The 19,452-nt window shown below is 35.9% G+C and carries 20 protein-coding genes; 8 read left to right on the top strand and 12 right to left on the bottom strand.

Annotated elements, in window-relative coordinates; genetic code table 11:
• The 3 genes from G525_RS22085 to G525_RS0112290 all read left to right on the top strand — a co-directional run.
• A partial coding sequence (locus tag G525_RS22085) for a transposase (protein WP_027126438.1) occupies positions 1-316 on the top strand: 316 nt, incomplete at its 5' end.
• A 378-nt stretch (positions 317-694) separates the two neighbouring features.
• Positions 695-1,225, top strand: a complete 531-nt coding sequence (locus G525_RS0112295) for a DUF421 domain-containing protein (RefSeq protein ID WP_027126437.1) — start codon at positions 695-697, stop codon at positions 1,223-1,225.
• Positions 1,226-1,276: 51 nt separating this feature from the next.
• Entirely contained in the window at positions 1,277-2,275 is a 999-nt protein-coding gene (locus G525_RS0112290) for an endonuclease/exonuclease/phosphatase family protein (RefSeq protein WP_027126436.1), read from the top strand.
• A 55-nt stretch (positions 2,276-2,330) separates the two neighbouring features.
• Here the strand turns inward: G525_RS0112290 and G525_RS0112285 are convergent, their stop codons facing one another.
• A complete protein-coding gene (locus G525_RS0112285; RefSeq protein WP_027126435.1) occupies positions 2,331-2,594 on the bottom strand; it encodes a SemiSWEET family sugar transporter in 264 nt (87 codons plus the stop codon).
• A 121-nt stretch (positions 2,595-2,715) separates the two neighbouring features.
• Entirely contained in the window at positions 2,716-3,564 is an 849-nt protein-coding gene (locus G525_RS0112280) for an SDR family oxidoreductase (RefSeq protein ID WP_027126434.1), read from the bottom strand.
• Positions 3,565-3,838: 274 nt separating this feature from the next.
• Here G525_RS0112280 and G525_RS0112275 point away from each other — a divergent pair, with 274 nt between their 5' ends.
• Positions 3,839-4,552 carry a TVP38/TMEM64 family protein gene (locus G525_RS0112275; protein WP_027126433.1) on the top strand — a complete coding sequence of 238 codons (714 nt, stop codon included), beginning with the start codon at positions 3,839-3,841 and terminating at the stop codon, positions 4,550-4,552.
• Positions 4,553-5,104: 552 nt separating this feature from the next.
• Here the strand turns inward: G525_RS0112275 and G525_RS0112270 are convergent.
• The 7 genes from G525_RS0112270 to G525_RS21765 all read right to left on the bottom strand — a co-directional run bounded on the left by G525_RS0112270 (position 5,105) and on the right by G525_RS21765 (position 11,391).
• Positions 5,105-6,682 (bottom strand): T9SS type A sorting domain-containing protein, encoded by a 1,578-nt coding sequence (locus G525_RS0112270; RefSeq protein ID WP_169514442.1) that lies wholly within the window; start codon positions 6,680-6,682, stop codon positions 5,105-5,107.
• A 40-nt stretch (positions 6,683-6,722) separates the two neighbouring features.
• The gene (locus tag G525_RS22680; protein WP_281170398.1) at positions 6,723-6,992 is read right to left on the bottom strand and encodes a GEVED domain-containing protein; all 270 of its coding nucleotides are present in this window, start codon (positions 6,990-6,992) and stop codon (positions 6,723-6,725) included.
• Positions 6,993-7,103: 111 nt separating this feature from the next.
• Positions 7,104-8,237 (bottom strand): CshA/CshB family fibrillar adhesin-related protein, encoded by a 1,134-nt coding sequence (locus G525_RS20900; RefSeq protein ID WP_157491933.1) that lies wholly within the window; start codon positions 8,235-8,237, stop codon positions 7,104-7,106.
• A gap of 25 nt (positions 8,238-8,262) precedes the next feature.
• Positions 8,263-8,505: a hypothetical protein gene (locus G525_RS20895; RefSeq protein ID WP_051209916.1), complete on the bottom strand. Its 243-nt coding sequence runs from the start codon at positions 8,503-8,505 to the stop codon at positions 8,263-8,265.
• 17 nt (positions 8,506-8,522) lie between these two features.
• On the bottom strand, positions 8,523-9,107 hold the full coding sequence (locus tag G525_RS0112255) for a hypothetical protein (protein WP_027126430.1): 585 nt from the start codon (positions 9,105-9,107) through the stop codon (positions 8,523-8,525).
• Positions 9,108-9,584: 477 nt separating this feature from the next.
• On the bottom strand, positions 9,585-10,427 hold the full coding sequence (locus G525_RS20890) for a response regulator (RefSeq protein WP_211222929.1): 843 nt from the start codon (positions 10,425-10,427) through the stop codon (positions 9,585-9,587).
• Positions 10,428-10,578: 151 nt separating this feature from the next.
• Positions 10,579-11,391 carry a sensor histidine kinase gene (locus G525_RS21765; RefSeq protein ID WP_051209914.1) on the bottom strand — a complete coding sequence of 271 codons (813 nt, stop codon included), beginning with the start codon at positions 11,389-11,391 and terminating at the stop codon, positions 10,579-10,581.
• Between the two features lie 872 nt (positions 11,392-12,263).
• Between G525_RS21765 and G525_RS20885 the strand changes: the two genes are divergently transcribed.
• A complete protein-coding gene (locus tag G525_RS20885; protein WP_051209913.1) occupies positions 12,264-13,178 on the top strand; it encodes a hypothetical protein in 915 nt (304 codons plus the stop codon).
• 31 nt (positions 13,179-13,209) lie between these two features.
• Here the strand turns inward: G525_RS20885 and recQ are convergent, their stop codons facing one another.
• Positions 13,210-14,994, bottom strand: a complete 1,785-nt coding sequence (recQ, locus tag G525_RS20880; protein ID WP_051209912.1) for a DNA helicase RecQ — start codon at positions 14,992-14,994, stop codon at positions 13,210-13,212.
• A gap of 597 nt (positions 14,995-15,591) precedes the next feature.
• Between recQ and G525_RS0112235 the strand changes: the two genes are divergently transcribed.
• Positions 15,592-16,155 (top strand): outer membrane beta-barrel protein, encoded by a 564-nt coding sequence (locus G525_RS0112235; protein ID WP_035479569.1) that lies wholly within the window; start codon positions 15,592-15,594, stop codon positions 16,153-16,155.
• Between the two features lie 330 nt (positions 16,156-16,485).
• Here G525_RS0112235 and G525_RS0112230 read toward each other — a convergent pair whose 3' ends face one another.
• Both G525_RS0112230 and G525_RS0112225 read right to left on the bottom strand, forming a co-directional pair.
• On the bottom strand, positions 16,486-16,662 hold the full coding sequence (locus G525_RS0112230) for a histone H1 (RefSeq protein WP_027126428.1): 177 nt from the start codon (positions 16,660-16,662) through the stop codon (positions 16,486-16,488).
• Between the two features lie 159 nt (positions 16,663-16,821).
• On the bottom strand, positions 16,822-17,610 hold the full coding sequence (locus G525_RS0112225) for a M90 family metallopeptidase (protein ID WP_027126427.1): 789 nt from the start codon (positions 17,608-17,610) through the stop codon (positions 16,822-16,824).
• Positions 17,611-17,902: 292 nt separating this feature from the next.
• Between G525_RS0112225 and G525_RS0112220 the strand changes: the two genes are divergently transcribed.
• Together G525_RS0112220 and G525_RS0112215 are read left to right on the top strand one after the other, a co-directional pair.
• Complete coding sequence (locus G525_RS0112220) at positions 17,903-18,430, top strand: hypothetical protein (protein ID WP_027126426.1); 528 nt, start codon at positions 17,903-17,905, stop codon at positions 18,428-18,430.
• Complete coding sequence (locus G525_RS0112215; RefSeq protein WP_027126425.1) at positions 18,405-19,418, top strand: hypothetical protein; 1,014 nt, start codon at positions 18,405-18,407, stop codon at positions 19,416-19,418. The genes G525_RS0112220 and G525_RS0112215 overlap by 26 nt, the downstream gene beginning before the upstream one ends.
• Positions 19,419-19,452 lie beyond the last annotated feature (34 nt).

Here is a 19,452-nt window from a genome sequence, read left to right as displayed (position 1 = left end):
CCATATAAGCCGGGAAGCCAATGTTACAACGGATAAATGGAGAGGTTACAGGCCCATTGCAAAAGCCTACAACATCAAACAAATAGAAAGTAACAAGGGATTAAATTTTAAAGCGCTCCATACAATGATACACCAGGTCAAATCTTGGATAAGAACAACCTATTCCTGGGTAAGTCCTGACAATCTAAACAGGTATTTTAATGAGTTTTGTTTTAGAATAAACCGCTCACAGAGCAAAGCCACAATATTCAACAATCTTATTGTGAAAATGGTGCAAAGAGACAAAATATATCAGACAGAATTAATAAGCAACTAACTACTGACCTATAAAATTTTATTAAGATCTCTTTTATATTACTATTTGTAAAGTTTAAAATTCACGATATATCAGATAATACGTTAGCGTAATAAATATTTTTTATACCTTAAACACTATGAATTTTATGTAAAACACTATAAGTGTAAAATCGTAGTTTCTTAAATAGCTCTTAGTTTGAATTTTAAGCCATTGCAGGTGTATTTATAGAGCAAAAACATTACTGTGCAAGTCAATCACAATTTTGGTGTTTGCCCTCTTAAAAATCTATTGATAGCATTTAATTAACCAAAATTTTAGTATTTTGGATGTTCTTCAATTTAACGGATGCTGTGTATATTTTCACATGACATCATAAAAAACTTTTAACTAAAAACTATGGATTGGATTTATAGCAACGACGACCCTATTTTGCAGACTTTAATGGGCTGCGTCCTTATTTTTGTAGTAATTATCATTTTAACAAGACTGATTGGCTTACGGGCCTTTGCTAAATTCACGGCTTATGATTTCGCTTTTACGGTAGCCATAGGTAGTATAATTTCTTCTACTCTGACTTCAAGTACATCTTATGTTCACGGTTCTATTGCCATAGCTGGACTGCTTTTTATAGCATTCGTATTTTCATGGCTACAACGAAAATTTACGGTTTTAAACAATTTAATTTCTAATACACCATTGCTCCTTATGGATGGCAATAACATTCTTTATGAAAATTTAAAGTATGCTCGAATAGAAGAAAACCAACTGATTTCCAAATTGCGTGAGGCCAATGTGCTCAATTATAACCAAGTCTTTGCTGTAGTGCTTGAATCCACCGGAGACATTTCAGTTTTGCACAAATCGAACAGCAACAGTGATGAACGATTTGACAAAATACTATTGTCTGGTGTAAGAAGTAAGCCTTAAAACGATATATTATATGGTGATTGAACCAATAGCTTTTAAAAATAAAACCAATTGAAAAAATTCCTAATCACCTTACTTTACGTACTTTCATCTGTTTTGGCATTATGTTCTATCCTTTCCATCTTCAGAAATGTGGAAATCCGCTATTTAAAGATGCTTGACTTTCCTCGTATTCAATTGTTCATCGCCTCACTCAGCAGCCTCATTCTTCTATGGATAACGACTAAAAAATGGAAATGGTTTAATTACCTGTTGGTTTTTGGTCTATTTATAGGTCTGTTGATCCATAGTATATTTTTAATCAATTATACTCAATTGGTTCCTGTTGATGTGCCTTGGGCTAAAAATATAAGATCGTCTGATACCCAATTAAGTATCTTACTATCAAATGTAAAAATGACCAATAAAAAGGCACAACCCTTGATCGATTTGATTCAATCAAAAAAACCCGATTTAGTATTGGCCATGGAGGTCAATGCCTGGTGGGACAAAGAATTGAAAGTATTGGAAAAGGATTATCCCTATTCGCACCATACCCCAAACGAAGTGGCATACGGAATGGTTCTTTACAGTAAATTACCTATAACAAATATAGAAGTCAACTATTTAAACAATAAAAATGTGCCGTCTTTTGTAAGCACCATTGCGCTTACTGAAAAAAAACATATTATATTCCATGCTACCCATCCTGTGCCACCAACATATTTTAAAGATTTACCCGATAATGAAGGTCAGCAAGAGCATGCCTTAAAAAAACTGGGACATCACATTGAAGATCAAGAACTACCTATTATTGTAGCTGGAGATCTCAATGATGTTGTATGGAGTTATGTTGATGATTTGACGGATACTAAAAACAAGCTTTATGATGTTAGAGTTGGACGTGGATTTTACAATAGTTACAATGCTGATAACTTCCTAATGCGATGGCCATTAGACCACGTTTTTGTGACCAAAGAATTTCAAATTAGGAAATTGGAACGTCTTCCCGAAATCTCGTCTGACCACTTTCCAATATATTTGGAATTGATTTTGGATGATCATGATTAAACGAACTGCGATGGACGCAAATTTTTGCACGCTTTGACATTTATGAGTCCATAGACTATACTTTTTCTTTTTGGCTGAAGATAATATATAACATAATTGCATTTAGAATAAACGAAATACTATTGGTCAGGATAATGGGCCAATCCATCTTTAAAATCCCGTAAACGATCCAGAAACCAACCCCAAGACATAACACTATAAACATCAGTGGACTCACATCGTTTACTTTTTTAGTTCTGATGGCCTTTATAATCTGTGGCAGAACACCCAATGTGGTAAAGACTCCCGCGAGTATGCCGATAATTTCTTCAAAATTCATAGCATTAAAATCTAGGGTGGGTAGTTATCATAATTCTGCGATTTTGGATATTTTTAAAATTGATCAAATGATATAAAATGTTTATTTCATGGCAAACAACCCATGTTTTTATCGGTTTTTTTTATCCACCAATAATCTCACCGCCATTGACATGAATAAACTGTCCGGTAATATAACTACTATCCTCACAAGCCAAGAAAACGTAAGCTGGCGCTACCTCACTGGGTTGTCCGGCCCGTCCCATGGGCGTGTCCTGGCCAAAATCTGAAATATCGTCAAAAGTGGCCGGTATTAAAGGCGTCCAAATTGGACCAGGGGCGACCCCGTTGACGCGAATCTTCTTTTTGGCCAACTGTGCAGACAGCGATCGTGTAAAGCTCACAATAGCCCCTTTAGTACTGGAATAATCAATTAAGTGATCACTGCCTCGATATGATGTTACGGAACCCGTATTGATAATAACATCTCCCTCAGTTAAATGTGGCAAACCCATTTTGACCATATAGAAATAAGCATAGATATTGGTCTCAAAGGTCTTTTCCAACTGTTTTTTTGTGATGTTTTCAATCGTATCTTGTGGAAATTGCATGGCAGCATTATTGACCAAAATATTTAGCTTTCCAAATTTCTTCAAACATTTGTTAATGCTTTTACTACAATTTGAACTCAATCTTAAATCGGTTTTTATCAATAAGCACCGACGCCCCTCTTTCTCCACCATCTTCTTGGTCTCCTTGGCATCTTTGGTCTCTTTTAGATATACAATAGCTACATCAGCGCCTTCTCTAGCAAAGTGGACGGCAACGCTCCGTCCAATGCCACTGTCGCCTCCCGTGATAATCGCTACTTTATCCTTTAATTTTCCTGAACCTTTATAATTAGATCTAATAATTTGCGGTTCAGGATGCATTTGACTTTCCAGGCCAGGTTGATCTTGGCTCTGCTCAGGAAATTCTTTGGGTTTTTTCATGATTTTCTGATAAGATTAACGCTCTAAAATAATTGTAATCGACCACACCGATAATCTCAATACCGAATAAAAATATCCCAAAAGAAATGAAATTCAAAAAACTCAAATAAAATAGAGAAAGAAGAATATGTCAAATGGTGGTATGTGATGAAACTTGAGTCTTAATTACGGCATTTACCAGGTAGATTTTACAGAAAAATGGCATTTTCAACACTTATCCTGAGATATTATATTTTTGTGGAATAATCACTAAAATCAAATTAACGAGCAACATATGAAAAAAACATCCAAGAACAACAGAAGTGCAAAGCAAAGTAAATTACCTTTATACTTTTCCATTTTAGGATTTGGAGGCGTCATTTTAGCCTATTTTTTTGTTCCTCAAGTACAAGGATTCTTTGATGACGCTTGGTCGGTTCTGACTAGCAATGACGAACAGCGCATCCAATCTTGGGTGGATGATTTTGGATGGTTTGGACCAATATTATTGGTACTGGCCATGATTGTCCAAATGTTTCTCCTAGTCATTCCAAGTATTTTGCTGATGGTTGTTTCTGTCCTGGCGTATGGCCCCATCTGGGGTAGTTTAATTATTCTAATTTCCGTGTATGCCGCGTCATCAGTTGGCTATATTATAGGAAAATATTTAGGTGACCGCTTCGTGACCCGCCTAATTGGTGAAAAATCGGCTAGAAAGATAGAGGATTTCTTAAAGGATTATGGTATTTGGGCCATTATCGTTACCCGCATCAATCCTTTTTTATCCAATGATGCCATCAGTTTTGTAGGAGGTCTGCTGAATATGGGTTATTGGAGATTTATTGGAGCCAGTTTAATTGGCATCACACCTCTCACAATTTTTATTGCTGTTATGGGTAAAAGTACAGATAGCCTTAAAACAGGTCTTCTATGGGGATCATCAGTCTGCTTGGTTATTTTTGTGCTTTATATTTGGTGGGACAAACAAAGAAAAAAGTCAAAAAAATAGTGCCATCTGAATTGTCGAACTCGATTTCAGAATGGATATGTCAATATAATAATGTGATTGTGATAGCTACTGACACCTATTTATATAATCTTTCCGTCTCAACGCTATACCATTTGAGTAGCTGTAAATTCAAAACATGAGGAAAATAAGTTTTTAATACACGAATAGCTCCTTAAAGTTTTTTGTTAGCTAATGACTTTTATTATATAGAATACTGAATCTAAGTTCTATAATTTTGTCTCTCTAGGGATTGAAGTGAGGAATTCTGCATTATGGAAATTGTTTCAGATGGAAACAAGTTTCCCCACATTCTTAACAGGTTCGTAATTCGGTGAGTAAATTTATGGTAATAATTTCAATAAATTGATTATCAAAATTTTGCTTTTATTGAAATTGGCCATTTTTTGGCTGGAGATCCCCGTAAACACAAGTGTTTACGGCGTTTTATTTTTACGATGTCGAATTAGTTGTTATGACGGATAAAGGATCATGTCAAACTTGTGCGATTTTAACATAGTACATGAGCATAGATTGTTTATAGTTACAATACTCCTAATTGATGAGTACTTTTTTAATTTGGTAATGTGTGCCATTACTTAATTTCACAACATAGATACCGGTACCTAAACTTTTGGCGTCTATCGTGTTTTTTTCTGAGAAAGCTTTTATTATTGTATTGAAAACCAAACGTCCTTGAAGATCATATATCGATATTTTGGCATCAGCCTGAAGTTGACCATAAATAAAAAGGATCCGATCTTTTGCAAAAATTTTCAATTCTTTCATTTCACTATCACTATTTGATAATGCTTTATTCTGAAATTGCAAGTAAAAACGTCCGGTTTCTGAAATGGTTTTTTCAGTTTTAAAACTGTAATTGCTGTCATTTAATAACGTTACATTATTTTTATGGTTGTCGTGCAAATAAACGCTTATATTTTCCGATAGCGTGGAGGTTTCAATACCTAATGTAATGTTATTGCTCATTGGTGCTTTTAAACCTAAGGGAATCATCACATCATCCAAATCATTCAAGCCAATACTTTGAATCGCCATGCTTTGTCCTGTATCATTTTTAACCAAACGAGAGTAAATCGTGAATCCAGACCCCAAGCCATCAAACAGAGCAGCATCATACCCCGGATCCACCCCTAAAGTTGAACTCGAATTAAAATAAATCTCTGTAGCGAACGCATCAGAACCATTGGTTGCTTTTAATCTAATCATCAGATTAGAATTGGCATTGCGTCCTAATATAAAATCATCATTTCCTGAAAAGACGCGCATGGCCGTCGTAAAAAAAAGTTGATTAGATAGCGTGTTAAGCTTGTTTGCAACCAGAAATCCCTGACCAGGTGCAATGTTTTCATACCTGTACGTCAACCTATTTATGATCGTGAAGTTCCCAATAGTACCAGGACCTTCTCTTGTTCCGCTATTGTAACCATAAATTGCCGCCGCATTTTCGTCCAATTTATTAATATTCTCATCTAAAAATTTTTGTGAATCGAGATACGTAGGGTACGGATTTCCGACCAAGTTCCATCTATTTTTACCAGCTGTAGTAATGTCTACAGTTTCTGTTACTGTGGAAACCGTACCTGTAAATCTTACGGTGTGGCCAGTGCTTTTGGCAGCTGCACGATATCCAGCGCCTCTCTTAAGAACAACCATGCCATCGGTAAAAGCATCATAATTAAGATATTTTTTTAAGATATTATTATAAGTTCCAAAGGCATATGTAGTTAGAAAAGTAGGATGCTGCGGTAACACATCTGTGTTTGATAATAAACCATTTGAATAGCTTAAAAACTCCGAATAAGTTACTGTCCCATCTTTCTTGACTGGCATTGAAATTAAATCATTCCCACCATTAACTCCAGAAGATCCCATAACGTTTACAAATCGATCGTAGTTGACCACTGTAGAAGACCCTAAGGGTTCATTTAAAAATAAACTTGAAAAGCTGTTGGATGTCGATTTTAAATTGAATTCTGATGCGGCAACTGCTGTACCTGATTGGATATAAACGCCCGTGCCACCAATAACGGTTATAGCTTGTGACTTGTCCTGTGCTTTACCAGAAAAACAAAATGTTACGGAAAAAATAATAAGATAAAAATGTTTCATAAAAGTAGGTTGTACCATAAATAAAAGAGTGGGGCTCTAATTAAATACCTTGATTTTTTAACATGGGATTGGTGATTACCGGAGTAAGAATATAGATGCGGTGATCTTCTACTTCTCCGTATAAAGCATTCCCGGTTGATTTAGTAGCATCATCAATGGCACCAAAATACCTCAAGCGCACATAAGTGCTGTAGGCTTTACGGGACTGAGGAACCGTCCATTGTAAAACTACATTCCCATTACCAGAGGTGGTAACGTTAGCTGTAACGCGTTCATTCTCATCAAAAGTTCCATTCAGGTTAAAATCAATCCAACCAGAAATTTTATCTCCAGCAACACCGTTTTTATAAGGAATGTTAACGGTAATTTTGTCTCCTGGTTTATAGTATTCTTCAGCCGCAAAACGTCTGAACTGTAAGGGTCAGGCATCTTCTTCATTGCTACCTGCCGTACCAGAATTATCATCACCTAGTGCATCTATGGAAAACATCGTATCAAAATCGGCATCTGGTGCCGTGCTTCCTAAGTAACGTCTTTTCTCACTTGTTAATGATCCTGGGGTGTATGCAGCTGTATTGATGTTAACGGCAGGACCATTCTCTACCACCCCATCCGGACCAAAAAAGATATCATCGATGAGATGAATTGGTTTTCCATAAGATTCAGGAGCATCTCCAAAATCATATCCTGATGTCAATAAGCCAAAGGCAATCGCCGTTTTTCCGGCCCCTTGAAATTCTGCTGAAAATTCTACAGCATATCCGTCCGCTTCTGAAGCATAAGCGGAATTATTATATTTAAGAAAAGCGACGGCACCAGTTCTTTTGTTATTTCCCTTTTGAAAAATTATACTTTTTGTTCCAGAAGAATTGTTCTCCTTGCGCATCACATATTCTCCTTGACCAATGTTTTTTTGCACTCTCGCGACCGTCCAATTCCCATCGCCAGATGCAATTATATGTTCATTTTTATCTTCCAATGCCTCGGCATCTGCTAATACCATGCCCCGTATTCTTACCGGTTTACCATCTGTAGTAGCCTTCACTTTAATGACTATATTAACGGTTCTTCCAAGATTATAATCATTTATAATGCCCGAAGCCATTTTATTGTTGGGTTTTCCATTAGACACTCCTTGTCCCCCTATGTTGTATAAGATGTCAAGAAAATCGCCCTCTTGTCCTGAAGCTTGATAAGTTCCTGGAATATAAGACACAATTTTTTTCCTAGACGCCGCAACTCCAGAGACATCTAAAAGCATAATCTCGGCTTCAACACACATAAAGCGTCCTGCACCAAGAGGGATACTCCCATATGTCTTAGACCCGACGTTGAGCTGAACTCCCGGCTTACCGTATGGATATGCACCAATACTTTCCGCATAGGTTGATCCCCAAGTAAGCCAAAAGACTCTATTGGCATTAGGACTTGCACTCGTCGCAGGATCTGCAAAGGCACTTGTGGCCGGTAAATTTGGAAAACACTGGGCCATACTTTGCTGATCCACAGCTAGCAACAACACCATTAGCGGTAGTATTCTAATATATAGTTTCATGGCACTCTATTTAATAAAATAAGGATTAAGGCTTTACTGCAAAAACAATGTTCATGAACGTACGAGAAGAAACTACAGCATTAGCTTTTACCTTATAAGATAAGATACCTGCATCGGTTATAGTAATATTTTCAAATACAGCCTTGTCATAACCTGTGATATAATAATCCATTTCATTGGCGGCTAAAACAGGAAGTGATGTGGTCCTTGTTGGATTTGAAATTTCAGGAGCACCAAATTGCTCTAGGTATCGCGCATATAAACTCACTGAAAATACACCGGCAGTTACTGAAAAGCCGTGCCGTCCCCGCTAACGATATGAGTTCCAGCCGTAGGCAAAGAGATGGATGGCATATACAAGAAGGTTGGCATAGCAGCTTTCATTTGCTTTAAAACACCAGAAGTTTTATCAATACCCACGATATCATTGTTGTGAGAAGCTTTTACCAAACCTCCAATGGCCAAGGTATTTGAAGCACTGGTCATGATTGCGGTGGACTTATTTAAGTTTCCACCTAATAGAATAGCACCAGTGTTCTGGTCAATACTTAAACCATTATTCACCTCAAGTTCTGGCAAATCAGAATCAGTGGCCAATCTTTTCCATGCGCCTTCAAACCAATAATAATACCCCGGCGAAAGCGAATTGGTGGTCGAGGTATTATAGACCAATAAACTATTGACATTGCCGGCCGTAATGGTTGTCATATCAGATAAACCGGTTAGCGTTACTTGAGGAATCAATACACCACGATTCGTGGCAGAGATATCCAGTTGTGAAGAAGGATCCGGGGTTTCTGTGCCAATTCCCACTTGTGCATATAGGAAGTGACCAGCTAGTAAAATAACTAGGAATAATTTTTTTTTCATAGGTTAAAATGTGAGAATTGGGATTCTGATGAATAAATAATCAATTTAGAACTTTACATATTTTGTTTCTTTTCTAGTTATGATGTCTAAAAAGTGCTGCCAATTTAAATTAGGGGCACAAACATAATTTATATTTTAATTTAAAAAATTTTTATCATTAAAATTTTTTGAATTTAACAATTTTCGAAATCAATTGAATGTAAAATTAATCGTCTCGTTTTCATAATAGCCCATTAACTTATTCATCGATAAAAAGCTATAACCAAAGACTAAAACCTATAGGCTTAAGCAATCCATATATATCTGCATGGAACCAAAACTTTTCTTAGTTTTTAAAAAGCTTGGCGGAGATCATCGCTCGATAGGGATCTTTATGCTCAATGATTCAATAATTTAATTAACATTGAAACATAGGTTTCAATAGTTGTAAACAAACAGCGCTAAAGTCCATCTTTTCATAATTGCAAGGAATTATCGTTAAGAGAATATTTCAACTTTGCTATCTGCAATCATCTTTAATTTTTCGTAAAGATGATCAGGATTAAATGGCTTGGATAAATAGTCGTCCATGGTGGCTTTTAAAACTTTTTGAGCTACTTTCTCATCAAATTGGGCTGTAAGGGCGATAATGGGAATATCTGACTTACTTGGGTCTTTTAGTTTTCTAATTTTAGCAGTTGCTTCGTAACCATCCATTATCGGCATAAATAAATCCATCAGTATCAAATCAAAATTGCCCTGCTTTAATTTCTTTAAGGCAACGGCGCCATTTTTTGCAATTTCTGGAACAATATTCCATTGTTCTAAAGTTTTTTTGATCACCAATTTATTTACCTCGTTATCTTCAGCTACCAAAATTCTGAGATGTCCTATATCCACATCTCCAGTTAACTGATCTGTCACTACCGACTCAGTTGATACCTCATATTCTAAATCTATATCAAAAGAAATTTTTGTACCCATATTTGGTGTGCTTTCTAACTGCAGCTGACTCTTAAACATGGCCAAAATTTTCTTTACTATTGGCAGCCCCAGTCCTGTACCTCCGTAGTGCCGTGTGGTATTTGAGGCTGCCTGCACGTATGGTTCAAAAATGCTCTCCTGTCTATTCATTGCTATTCCAATACCCGTGTCTTGTATACTGAAATAAACTTTTAATGTAGTGTTAGATATAGGTTTGGCACTCACAGACAAACTCACAGAACCTTTCTCTGTAAAGCTTAGGGCATTGTTCATTAAATTCGATAAAACTTGGGTAATCTTGGTTGGATCGCTAATCACACTAATATCTTTTAATTTTGGATCCATTTCAAGATACATTTCCAGTGATTTTTTTTGTGCTCTCTGTTCAAAACTGTGAAAATTATTACTGATCAGCGCGGAAAGATTAAATGAAATCCTTTCCAATTCCATCTTGTCCCAATCGAATTTATTAAAATCGAGAACGTTGTTTATGAGAGATAAGAGATTCTCAGTTGAAAATTTCAGGAGCGCAAGATTCTCTTCTTGATCTTTCCGGGGGGTTTTGGAGCAACAATATATTTGACATACCAATGACGCCGTTTAAAGGAGTTCGCAACTCGTGAGACATTGTTGAAAGAAACTCCATTCGGGCATTGGACAATTGTTCAACTTCCCACAGACTTAATTTAAGCCTGTTATTGAGGTCTCTAAGCTCATTTTTGGTGTTGGTCAAATTCAGGAATTTCCGATTAAACTCCTTAAAGAAATAATAATGTAGAAATAGGATAAGCAGGAAATTATAAAAAACAACAAATAGATAAGAAATTCGGCTTTGCACAGGATTATTGACACCTAAGCTAAATAAGCCTTCACTATTATACGTCGTAAAAATAACGACTGGCAAAATATAAAGCGTCGAATAAATCCATCCCCATTTTGAGCCATGCATGTAAAAGCTTAGCATACATCCCAGCCAAATACACTGTATTGTTTCTAGATCAAGACCTTGATCGAAAACCAATAGATTACTCCAAATAACCAGACCACAGATAAATAGTACAACATGTGATACAAGCCTCCAAACATGTGTAACATAAAGTACCACTAGTAATGACAGCGTTCCACTAAAAACAACAATTACCCTTATCAGGTGCAAAGTTTCGCCAGTGATGAGGTAGGCCATGATAAGGATACCCGTAAATAAAGGATACAAGATCAAAATATAGGTAAGCATCTTAATGCGCGCTCTATCTATAGGATCTTTTTCACTAAATAATATATGGGTAAAAATACGATCAATTTTTTGGAAAATATAAGTCATTCTAAATGAAATGGGGATTCATTGGCAAAGTTACAATTTATTAATGCAAAACAAACAATAAACAACTCAAGGACAACCCAAAAGAGTGTATTTACCGTACTCTATTCGAAAGAAATTAACAGCCCCAAAAATTATCCATATGCATTCAATAATGCTGCTATAATGTTCAAGAAACTATTGAAGAAATTAGGAGACTGATGCTCTGTAGTTATAGCTGATTATCTTTTGAAGTTCATAGGTGTCATTAAAAATATAGACACTTCATATATCTTCTCTAAAGTAACGATTGAATAACTCTTTGTCTCCATTTTGCATCGATCTACTAGGTTAGGTGCGCTTGATTTTTAAAATTTTCATTTTGCACCTGACACAAATGTTCCACTTTGGTGATACCACATTGATTTGTTATGAGCCAAAATGTACCACGCACGTCTTATGGGAATCACCTATTTTTGATAAGATATGCTACGCAAACTTTTTTGTCGGAAGGCCTTCGAGCTTTTTTGGTAATACCCCCTTAAACGTAAATCTTGCTGCGTTTAAATGTGATAATTTGAGTTTACAATGAGTAAGTTCAAGTTAATGCCTGTTCTAATTAAGAAAAAGTCTACAGAATGTCTTTGTTATTTTTAGTATTTTTACACGCTTGCATTAGTAAAGACTATTTGATCCAAAATAAACACGGAAATTTTGCACATATTGGATGTTATAAATGTGATTACTTATTTCTAATAGAATTGATGCGTTACAGAGTACAACCCTACATTTGCACTACATTAAAATCCTTAACGCCTAAATCAGAAGTGCAATAAATATTGAGTTTTTCGCTCGAGAACACGGACCTAAATTTCAAAACAGATCTTTTAAATTAAATGAAACATATTGCAACAAGTCTCATGCTTTGGTTTGGTTTATTCACTGCCAGCGCACAAATTGCCGAAGATATCACAATCTTAGAAACACCTGCCCTAGACGAAACTTCCGGTCTTCTTTTTTATAACAACATCCTCATGACACATACTGACAGTGGTGGAAAAGCAGAATTATATGAAGTAAATGCCACCACCGGTGAAATCACAAGAACCGTTGAAATAACCAATGCTACCAATGTTGATTGGGAAGATATCGCCCAAGATGCCTCTTTTATCTATATTGCCGATATTGGAAATAACTCTGGAGACCGAACTGATTTAAAAATCTATAAAATCTCAAAAGCAGATTATAATGCTGCTGAAAATGCCGTTACGGCAGAAATTATAGCTTTTACCTATGCCGATCAACTTGATTTTACGCGGCAACCAAACAGAAACAATTGGGATGCCGAAGGACTAATTTCGTATAGAGATAAGCTGCTTATATTTACAAAAAACTGGGAAGACAACACGACGAATGTTTATGCGGTACCAAAAAACAGTGGCACCCATAGCGCAATTTTAGAAAGCAGCTACCTAATTAACGGCCTTATTACAGGTGCTGATAGTTCTCCTGATGAACGAGTAATTTACCTTGTGGGATATAGTACTTCAGAAGCACCATTTGTTTGTACCATCCATAATATTCCTGAACATAGTCTAGATGTGTTTTCAGGGGAAATCTCAGAAAAAATTTCGGATATTGTTACCCTGGGACATCAAGTTGAAGGGATTGCACTTTATAAAATAACACCAACTTCGCATCGTTTATATCTTTCCAATGAAAAATTCAATGCTACCATTGGTCCCATTAAGATAAGAGTGCCGGCCAAATTAATGGGTATCGACATTGATACGCAAACCTTCTCTAATTAAGTCCGGCTTTTCAAGTTTGAAAAGGACTATTTTAGGCCTTGTCTGACTCAAACGCAGCGATGGCGCTCAAAAAGTAGCGACTGTACCGTTCAGCCTTCACTTTACCAATCCCTGATATCTCTTTAAATTCTGATTTGGTCTTTGGCCGTCGTGCTTCCATATCCTTTAAAGTCGCATCACTAAAGACGACATATGCTGGCACTTTCGCTTCTTTGGCAATCGCTGAGCGGAGTTCACGTAATTTTTGAAATAGTTTGGAATCTGATGTATGCTTGGGGCGATCTGCCTTAATTGCCAATACTTGTTTTGGAGGAGTGGCCAAACGCACAGGTCGGTCATCAAATAAAATAGCATTGGCCAACGGCGTCAAGAGTAACCGCCCATTTTCATGAAAGCGGATTTCCAAGATTCCTTGATTCAACATCTGAATAATATACTGTTGCAAATCTAACCAGGACATATCTTTTAGCAGTCCGTAAGTTTTGATATTCTGATACCCTTTTCCTAGAACCTGAGCATTTTGTGCACCTCTTAACACATCAATGACCATCCCGGTTGACTCTTGTTCTTTAAGCCTGTAAACCGCTGAGCATACTTTTTTGGTAAGAAGTGTGCCGTCAAAATAACGCGGCGGCGATTTGCATACATCACAATTATTGCAGTTTTCCGTGTGGTGCTCTCCAAAATAATTAAGAAGCGCAATGCGACGACAGCTGAGAGCCTCGGCGAATTGCTGCATCCGGTCCAATTTTGCTATTTGATAATCAGCGTTGGTAGCACCATTCGTAAACTTTCTAAGCTGAACGACATCAGCATAAGAATAAAACAAAATGTTATACGCAGGAAGTCCATCGCGTCCACCACGTCCTATTTCTTGGTAATAGCCTTCAATGTTTTTGGGCAAATTGTAATGGATGACCCAACGCACATTACTTTTGTCAATGCCCATTCCAAAAGCTATGGTAGCCACAATAATTGGGGTGACATCATTAATAAAACTTTCCTGAATGTTGTTTCGCTTGTCGGCAGAAAGCCCAGCATGATACGCTTTGGCTTTAAATCCACTTTTATTAAGTTTTGTGGTGACCTCTTGCGTGCTTTTTCGGCTCAAGCAATAAATAATGCCACTTTCCTCGGGTCGTGTCTTTAAAAATCGTGTAATCTGATTGATGCGATCGGTTCCGGGGCGCACTTCTAAATAAAGGTTTTTCCGATCAAAAGAGGACAGATGCACTTTGGCATTCAAAATATTCAGTTGTTTAAGAATATCCTGTTGCGTAGCGCCATCGGCAGTCGCTGTAAATGCAGCGATCGGTTTGTTGGGAAATTGCCGTTTCAGGTAGCCCAATTTGGTATAAGCGGGTCTAAAATCATGACCCCAAGATGAAATACAATGCGCTTCGTCAACCGCAATTAAGCTAACATCTATCTCTGAAAAATATGGCGCAAGGGTTTGCAAGCTTTCTGGTGCAACATAAATCAATTTTAAGTGGCCTTTTTGCAATTTTTTGAGAGTCTCATTCTGTACCGAAACCTCCTGACTACTATTATAATATGCAGCTGAAATGCCATTGGTTAAAAGCGCATCCACTTGATCTTTCATTAAAGCAATCAAAGGCGAAATGACAATGGCCGTTCCTGGAAGTGCCAAGGCTGGCAACTGAAAACATACCGACTTCCCTCCTCCCGTTGGCATAATGGTCAAAACATCTTTGCCATTGATGATATCATTGACAATCCGCTCTTGGTTAGGCCGAAAACTACGGTATCCGAAATGGGTTTTTAAAAGTTTTAAAGTAGTATCTGTAGTAATCATTTTTTATTTTAAAGAGACACTGATCCTAGTGTCTATACTATTTTGACATTTGAATAATCGCTTAGCATTCAAAAACACATTTGTAATTGATGTCGATCAATATCATTAAAAGTGCAGAAATATAGTTTTAATTGATAAACTACAAAGGCATAAATTCACTTTTATAAGCGGCGTCAAAGGTACAAATTTCAGGATTGAATTATAGAATTCTGGAGAACTGAACTTTGCTTAATTCTCAACCTGCTTTGTGATGGAATTTATATTTTCTAATCATGTATCTCATATACATTTTGTTGGCATTTTAAGGGCTCTTTATGGGCACTCCTTACAAACAAGCAAACGGATGGACATGCAAAGCGAACAGCAGCGGACAAACGAATAGGCATCAGGAAAGCGGTTAATACTGCCTTCTAAAAAGCTGCAAAACACCTAGATCCATCTATTGAATATTTTAGGGAAAGGTGTTAGATTGGCGGCTGGAAATTCGTATCAATACAGTATTTTATGAAAAAATTGGGTGGCGACAATTACTGTCACATTCATAAAAACGTAGGTATAGATAGGTTTATTACTTTTAAATATATACTGTAAGACATTATGAAAAAAGCTTTAATGCTCATCATTATAATTCTGACTTCAAATTTAGCCGAAGCACAATTTATTAAAGAAAAATCAATAAATGCCCAAATTGGATATGGATTAAGCGCTCCGTACAATAGCGTTGACGAAATTGTTGACACTGGTTTTTTTGCACAAGGAGAACTGATAATGAAAGTTACTTCTTGGGTTGAATTTAGGCCGTATGCAGGCTTCATTTTAACAAACTCAAATGGAAAAGATCTAAATGACAATCCAACGGATGAAAAAGCTGAAACAAAAGCCTTTTTACTTGGTGGAAAAGTAAGATTACGTGCGCCAATTCCTTGGGTGGCACCTTACGTTGAAGTTGGCATAGGGACTTCAATTGGAAAATTTGATACCTTCACAACCTATGATACTTTTGACAAAAGTGGCATTATTTACCATATTCCTTTTTCATTTGGACTTGAATTGGGAAAGAACAATAATGTGGATTTAGGATTTTCTTATTACTTTCAACCATCAGTGCAACAATACGCTGGAGCATTTGCTGTAGGAATCGCGTTTCCGTTGAATAATTAGAGAATAATAGATTTCTCGCTTGCATTCATTTGCAATGCATAAATCTTCATTTGTCCACAGCTCACGCTAGCACGTCCTAGTTTTTACAACCATCATTTGTCACAATAACTCCAACCGTGTGAGCATCTTTCATGTTTCAACTAACACCATGATCAAGACCCGTTTTATTTACGTATGACACGCGGATCTGAACCCCAATTTGAGAACCTCTTTTTCTTTACATTTTAAAATACAACAAGAAAACCCCTTCAAAATTGAAGGGTTTTCATTCTCATAAGAAGCATTACATTCTAATTGTTTTGAATAGAAGTTTGTAAGGCTTCTACATAATTATTTCTTTGATTCCGCAATAGAAACCTTACGGAATTCTTTTAACAATTTCTCTAAGGCCAATGACGATTTTCTCGCTCTTGTACCTGCTGATTTATTTCCGCTTTCTGACTGTAATTTAGCGTCACTTTCAAACGATTCGTAAGTGCTCTGCATGTTCTCAATAAGTTCTTTCATAAGATTTGAATTTAAATTTATTTTAAAAAAGCGAAAATATAGTTATTCAGACTAAAAACCCACAATAGTTTTATCAATGTTTTCATAATTTTATGGAAATCCCGTTTAACGCTTCTATTCCATAGCTGTTTTTTACGCAACTGGAACTTAAAACATTTATTAATCGTTTTTTTTTAATGAAGGCCTTGCCTGATTAAAACACTTCACCAACATTTTATAAAGTTCTGGATGCTTCCTTTTAAGCAGGTCTGGACGCTCAAAGAAATATTCCGAAGCTACCGCAAAAAATTCCGCTTGGTTGGTACCTCCATATTTTCGAATATCAGATTTATTGTCATTTATGGCCTCCATTTCTTTGTGGATTAAATTTAACCAAGGAATGGTATATTGATGTTCTAATAAGCGTTCTGGCACACCATCTACGTTATCATCCAGCTTATCGATAAGATGAACAAATTCATGAATTGCAGTATTGTTTTTATCAGTGGTATTATTAAAACCGTGATATAATGCTTTCTTGGACAGAATCATTTGTTTCTCAAACCTTCCGTTGCCAACTATGCCTCCTATATTACGTGAATCGTCTTGAGCGCTAAATTGCATATCCTCGTTAAAATTATCTGGATACAAAAGAATGCCACTTAAATTGGTATAATGCCATTCATTAAAGCCAAAAACTGGAATTACCGCACTTGCGGCAATTAAAATTTTGTCCAATTCCTCCAATTCAATCTGGACGCCATCTATATAAACCTCACTTAGAAATTCCATCATACGCTGTTCAAAAGTAATCTTCCTGTCTTTTGATAGCTTTCTATAATAAAGAACATTATCCGTCAACAGTTTGCGCCAATGCCAAGGAAAAGGCTGAATACTCTGGCGTTTGGATTTTCTATAAAAATGAATTCCAAATATCAAGGTCACAACTAAAACAACTATATAAATCATATTACATCAAAATTATTAATCAAAGATTCCGTTTCAACATCTACCTTCCGCAAAGTAACCTAAATAAACTTTATACTTTTCTCTTAAAAAATTTAGTACATCCATTTTTAGCTCTACATATAGAAACACTGCGAAACCTGCTGATCAATTTAGTACTTATACATATACGATGTGGTGCATTTGAAAAAAAAGTAGACAATTGAATTTTAATAAAACTATTTAATTTGATAAAAACTTTTAGACCTATATTAGCTTGCTCAGTGTAACATTCAAATATTATTTAAAAGCTATCATGGAATATTTAAAGACTTTATGGGTAAACCTTAAGTATTTGATTTTAACCGTAGTCTTGTTTGCTCTTTTAATCCCACCCTTCATTATAAAGTTAAAAAATCGGAATTTGGAGATTTTTCCGTCTATTATTATGCCTTCAGGAGCTGGACTGATTTATAAAGATGAATTGATAACATTTGCAGCTTATGAACTCTACGCTAAACAAAATGGCGTTCTAAAAAAAGTGGAGATTAAATCCTTTTTGGCGCCAATTCCAGAATGGTATATCAACCACATTGCCCAAAGTGATTTTGGCTTTGATTCCGTCTCTAATGAAATTACGATAACTAAATTCCCTATAACATTCAGAAACTTCAATAGATTCGTGTCTTCAGAATTACCGAATGTTAAAACTTTCTATAAAAAGAAATTGCAAAAAATAGGGTTTGATGACTCTTTATTTATCTATAGAAATTATAATATTCAAGTGTTGGACTCATTTAAAAATAAAATCTTAGTCAATGAAAAGACTTATTATATTAAATGAAAACCTGCGTTTAATTTTCCATAGATTAATTCGAAATACCAAGGTTGATAATCTTCATTATTTTAGAATTTTAATCGGTAGCATTTTTATTGGAAGAATCAAAAATCTTAGCTTTTTAAGTGAACTTCCCCACTCATTATTTAGACCTAACATCCTTAATTTCACGAATCTGTTTGACGCGTGGCCTTCTGTCTTATTTTTCAGTTCATTGTTCTACCTAAATATACTGTTAGGCGTTTGTGTCATTATAGGGATTAAAACTCGAATAGCTTTCATCTTAATTGGAATCATAGCACTAATTGAGAATGGTTTCCTATATAGTTTCGGCAAAATAGATCACGGGATCCTATTGAATACGATTCCTTTTGTAATGGCTTTTACCAATTGCGGTACTAAAAAAGCCTTATTTCCGGATAAAATTGTAAAATCAGAAAGTTTGGCGATTGCGATTTTAGCCATTTTTGTCGTCTTTGGTTTTTTCACGGCCGGACTTGAAAAAGCATTCGTATGGGTAGATTTTGACATTTATTCGTCAGGGTTTCTCTCATGGTTTTATGCTTCCTATTACTCCATTGGAAGAACCGAGCTCTTGGCACCAATGGTTTTACATTTTCCGTGGTGGTTGACTGAAATAATGGATTATACTGCGGTGCTGTTTGAGCTGAGTGGAATTATATTTTTATTAATCAATCGTAAAATCTGGTATGCCTATCTTTTTATTGCCTGTATCTTCCATCTCTTAAATACGCTGTTTTTAAATATCGGATTTGAGATTCATATCATCATCTTTGCAACTTGGTTGATCACACCTTTCTTAGCGAGATTCAAAGCATTGATAATCATCTTTCCGATCCTCTTATTTTTTGATGCTGTAATATTCAACTTAATAGCTTGGCTTTTAACTATTGGTTTAGGGGTCTATGGTTTTATGAATCATTGTTATTGGCCGAAAACAGAAAGGAAATTGACGAACATAAATAATTCTTGATAAAGTGCTTAACATAAGTCGTTACTTTTTAGGA

It is taken from the genome of Gelidibacter mesophilus DSM 14095, assembly GCF_000423005.1.
GTDB classification, from domain to species: domain Bacteria; phylum Bacteroidota; class Bacteroidia; order Flavobacteriales; family Flavobacteriaceae; genus Gelidibacter; species Gelidibacter mesophilus.
This window is presented reverse-complemented; position numbering and strand designations above follow the sequence as displayed.

Coding starts and splice junctions, on each gene's coding strand:
- G525_RS0112230 (WP_027126428.1), bottom strand. CDS start 16,662: ATGAAAGAACTTATTGAGAACATGCAGAGCACTTACGAATCGTTTGAA.
- G525_RS0112215 (WP_027126425.1), top strand. CDS start 18,405: ATGAAAAGACTTATTATATTAAATGAAAACCTGCGTTTAATTTTCCAT.
- G525_RS0112220 (WP_027126426.1), top strand. CDS start 17,903: ATGGAATATTTAAAGACTTTATGGGTAAACCTTAAGTATTTGATTTTA.
- G525_RS0112235 (WP_035479569.1), top strand. CDS start 15,592: ATGAAAAAAGCTTTAATGCTCATCATTATAATTCTGACTTCAAATTTA.
- G525_RS0112285 (WP_027126435.1), bottom strand. CDS start 2,594: ATGAATTTTGAAGAAATTATCGGCATACTCGCGGGAGTCTTTACCACA.
- G525_RS20885 (WP_051209913.1), top strand. CDS start 12,264: ATGAAACATATTGCAACAAGTCTCATGCTTTGGTTTGGTTTATTCACT.
- G525_RS0112280 (WP_027126434.1), bottom strand. CDS start 3,564: ATGAAAAAACCCAAAGAATTTCCTGAGCAGAGCCAAGATCAACCTGGC.
- recQ (WP_051209912.1), bottom strand. CDS start 14,994: ATGATTACTACAGATACTACTTTAAAACTTTTAAAAACCCATTTCGGA.
- G525_RS0112225 (WP_027126427.1), bottom strand. CDS start 17,610: ATGATTTATATAGTTGTTTTAGTTGTGACCTTGATATTTGGAATTCAT.
- G525_RS21765 (WP_051209914.1), bottom strand. CDS start 11,391: ATGACTTATATTTTCCAAAAAATTGATCGTATTTTTACCCATATATTA.
- G525_RS0112295 (WP_027126437.1), top strand. CDS start 695: ATGGATTGGATTTATAGCAACGACGACCCTATTTTGCAGACTTTAATG.
- G525_RS0112275 (WP_027126433.1), top strand. CDS start 3,839: ATGAAAAAAACATCCAAGAACAACAGAAGTGCAAAGCAAAGTAAATTA.
- G525_RS20890 (WP_211222929.1), bottom strand. CDS start 10,427: ATGTATCTTGAAATGGATCCAAAATTAAAAGATATTAGTGTGATTAGC.
- G525_RS0112270 (WP_169514442.1), bottom strand. CDS start 6,682: ATGAAACATTTTTATCTTATTATTTTTTCCGTAACATTTTGTTTTTCT.
- G525_RS20900 (WP_157491933.1), bottom strand. CDS start 8,237: ATGAAACTATATATTAGAATACTACCGCTAATGGTGTTGTTGCTAGCT.
- G525_RS0112255 (WP_027126430.1), bottom strand. CDS start 9,107: ATGAAAAAAAAATTATTCCTAGTTATTTTACTAGCTGGTCACTTCCTA.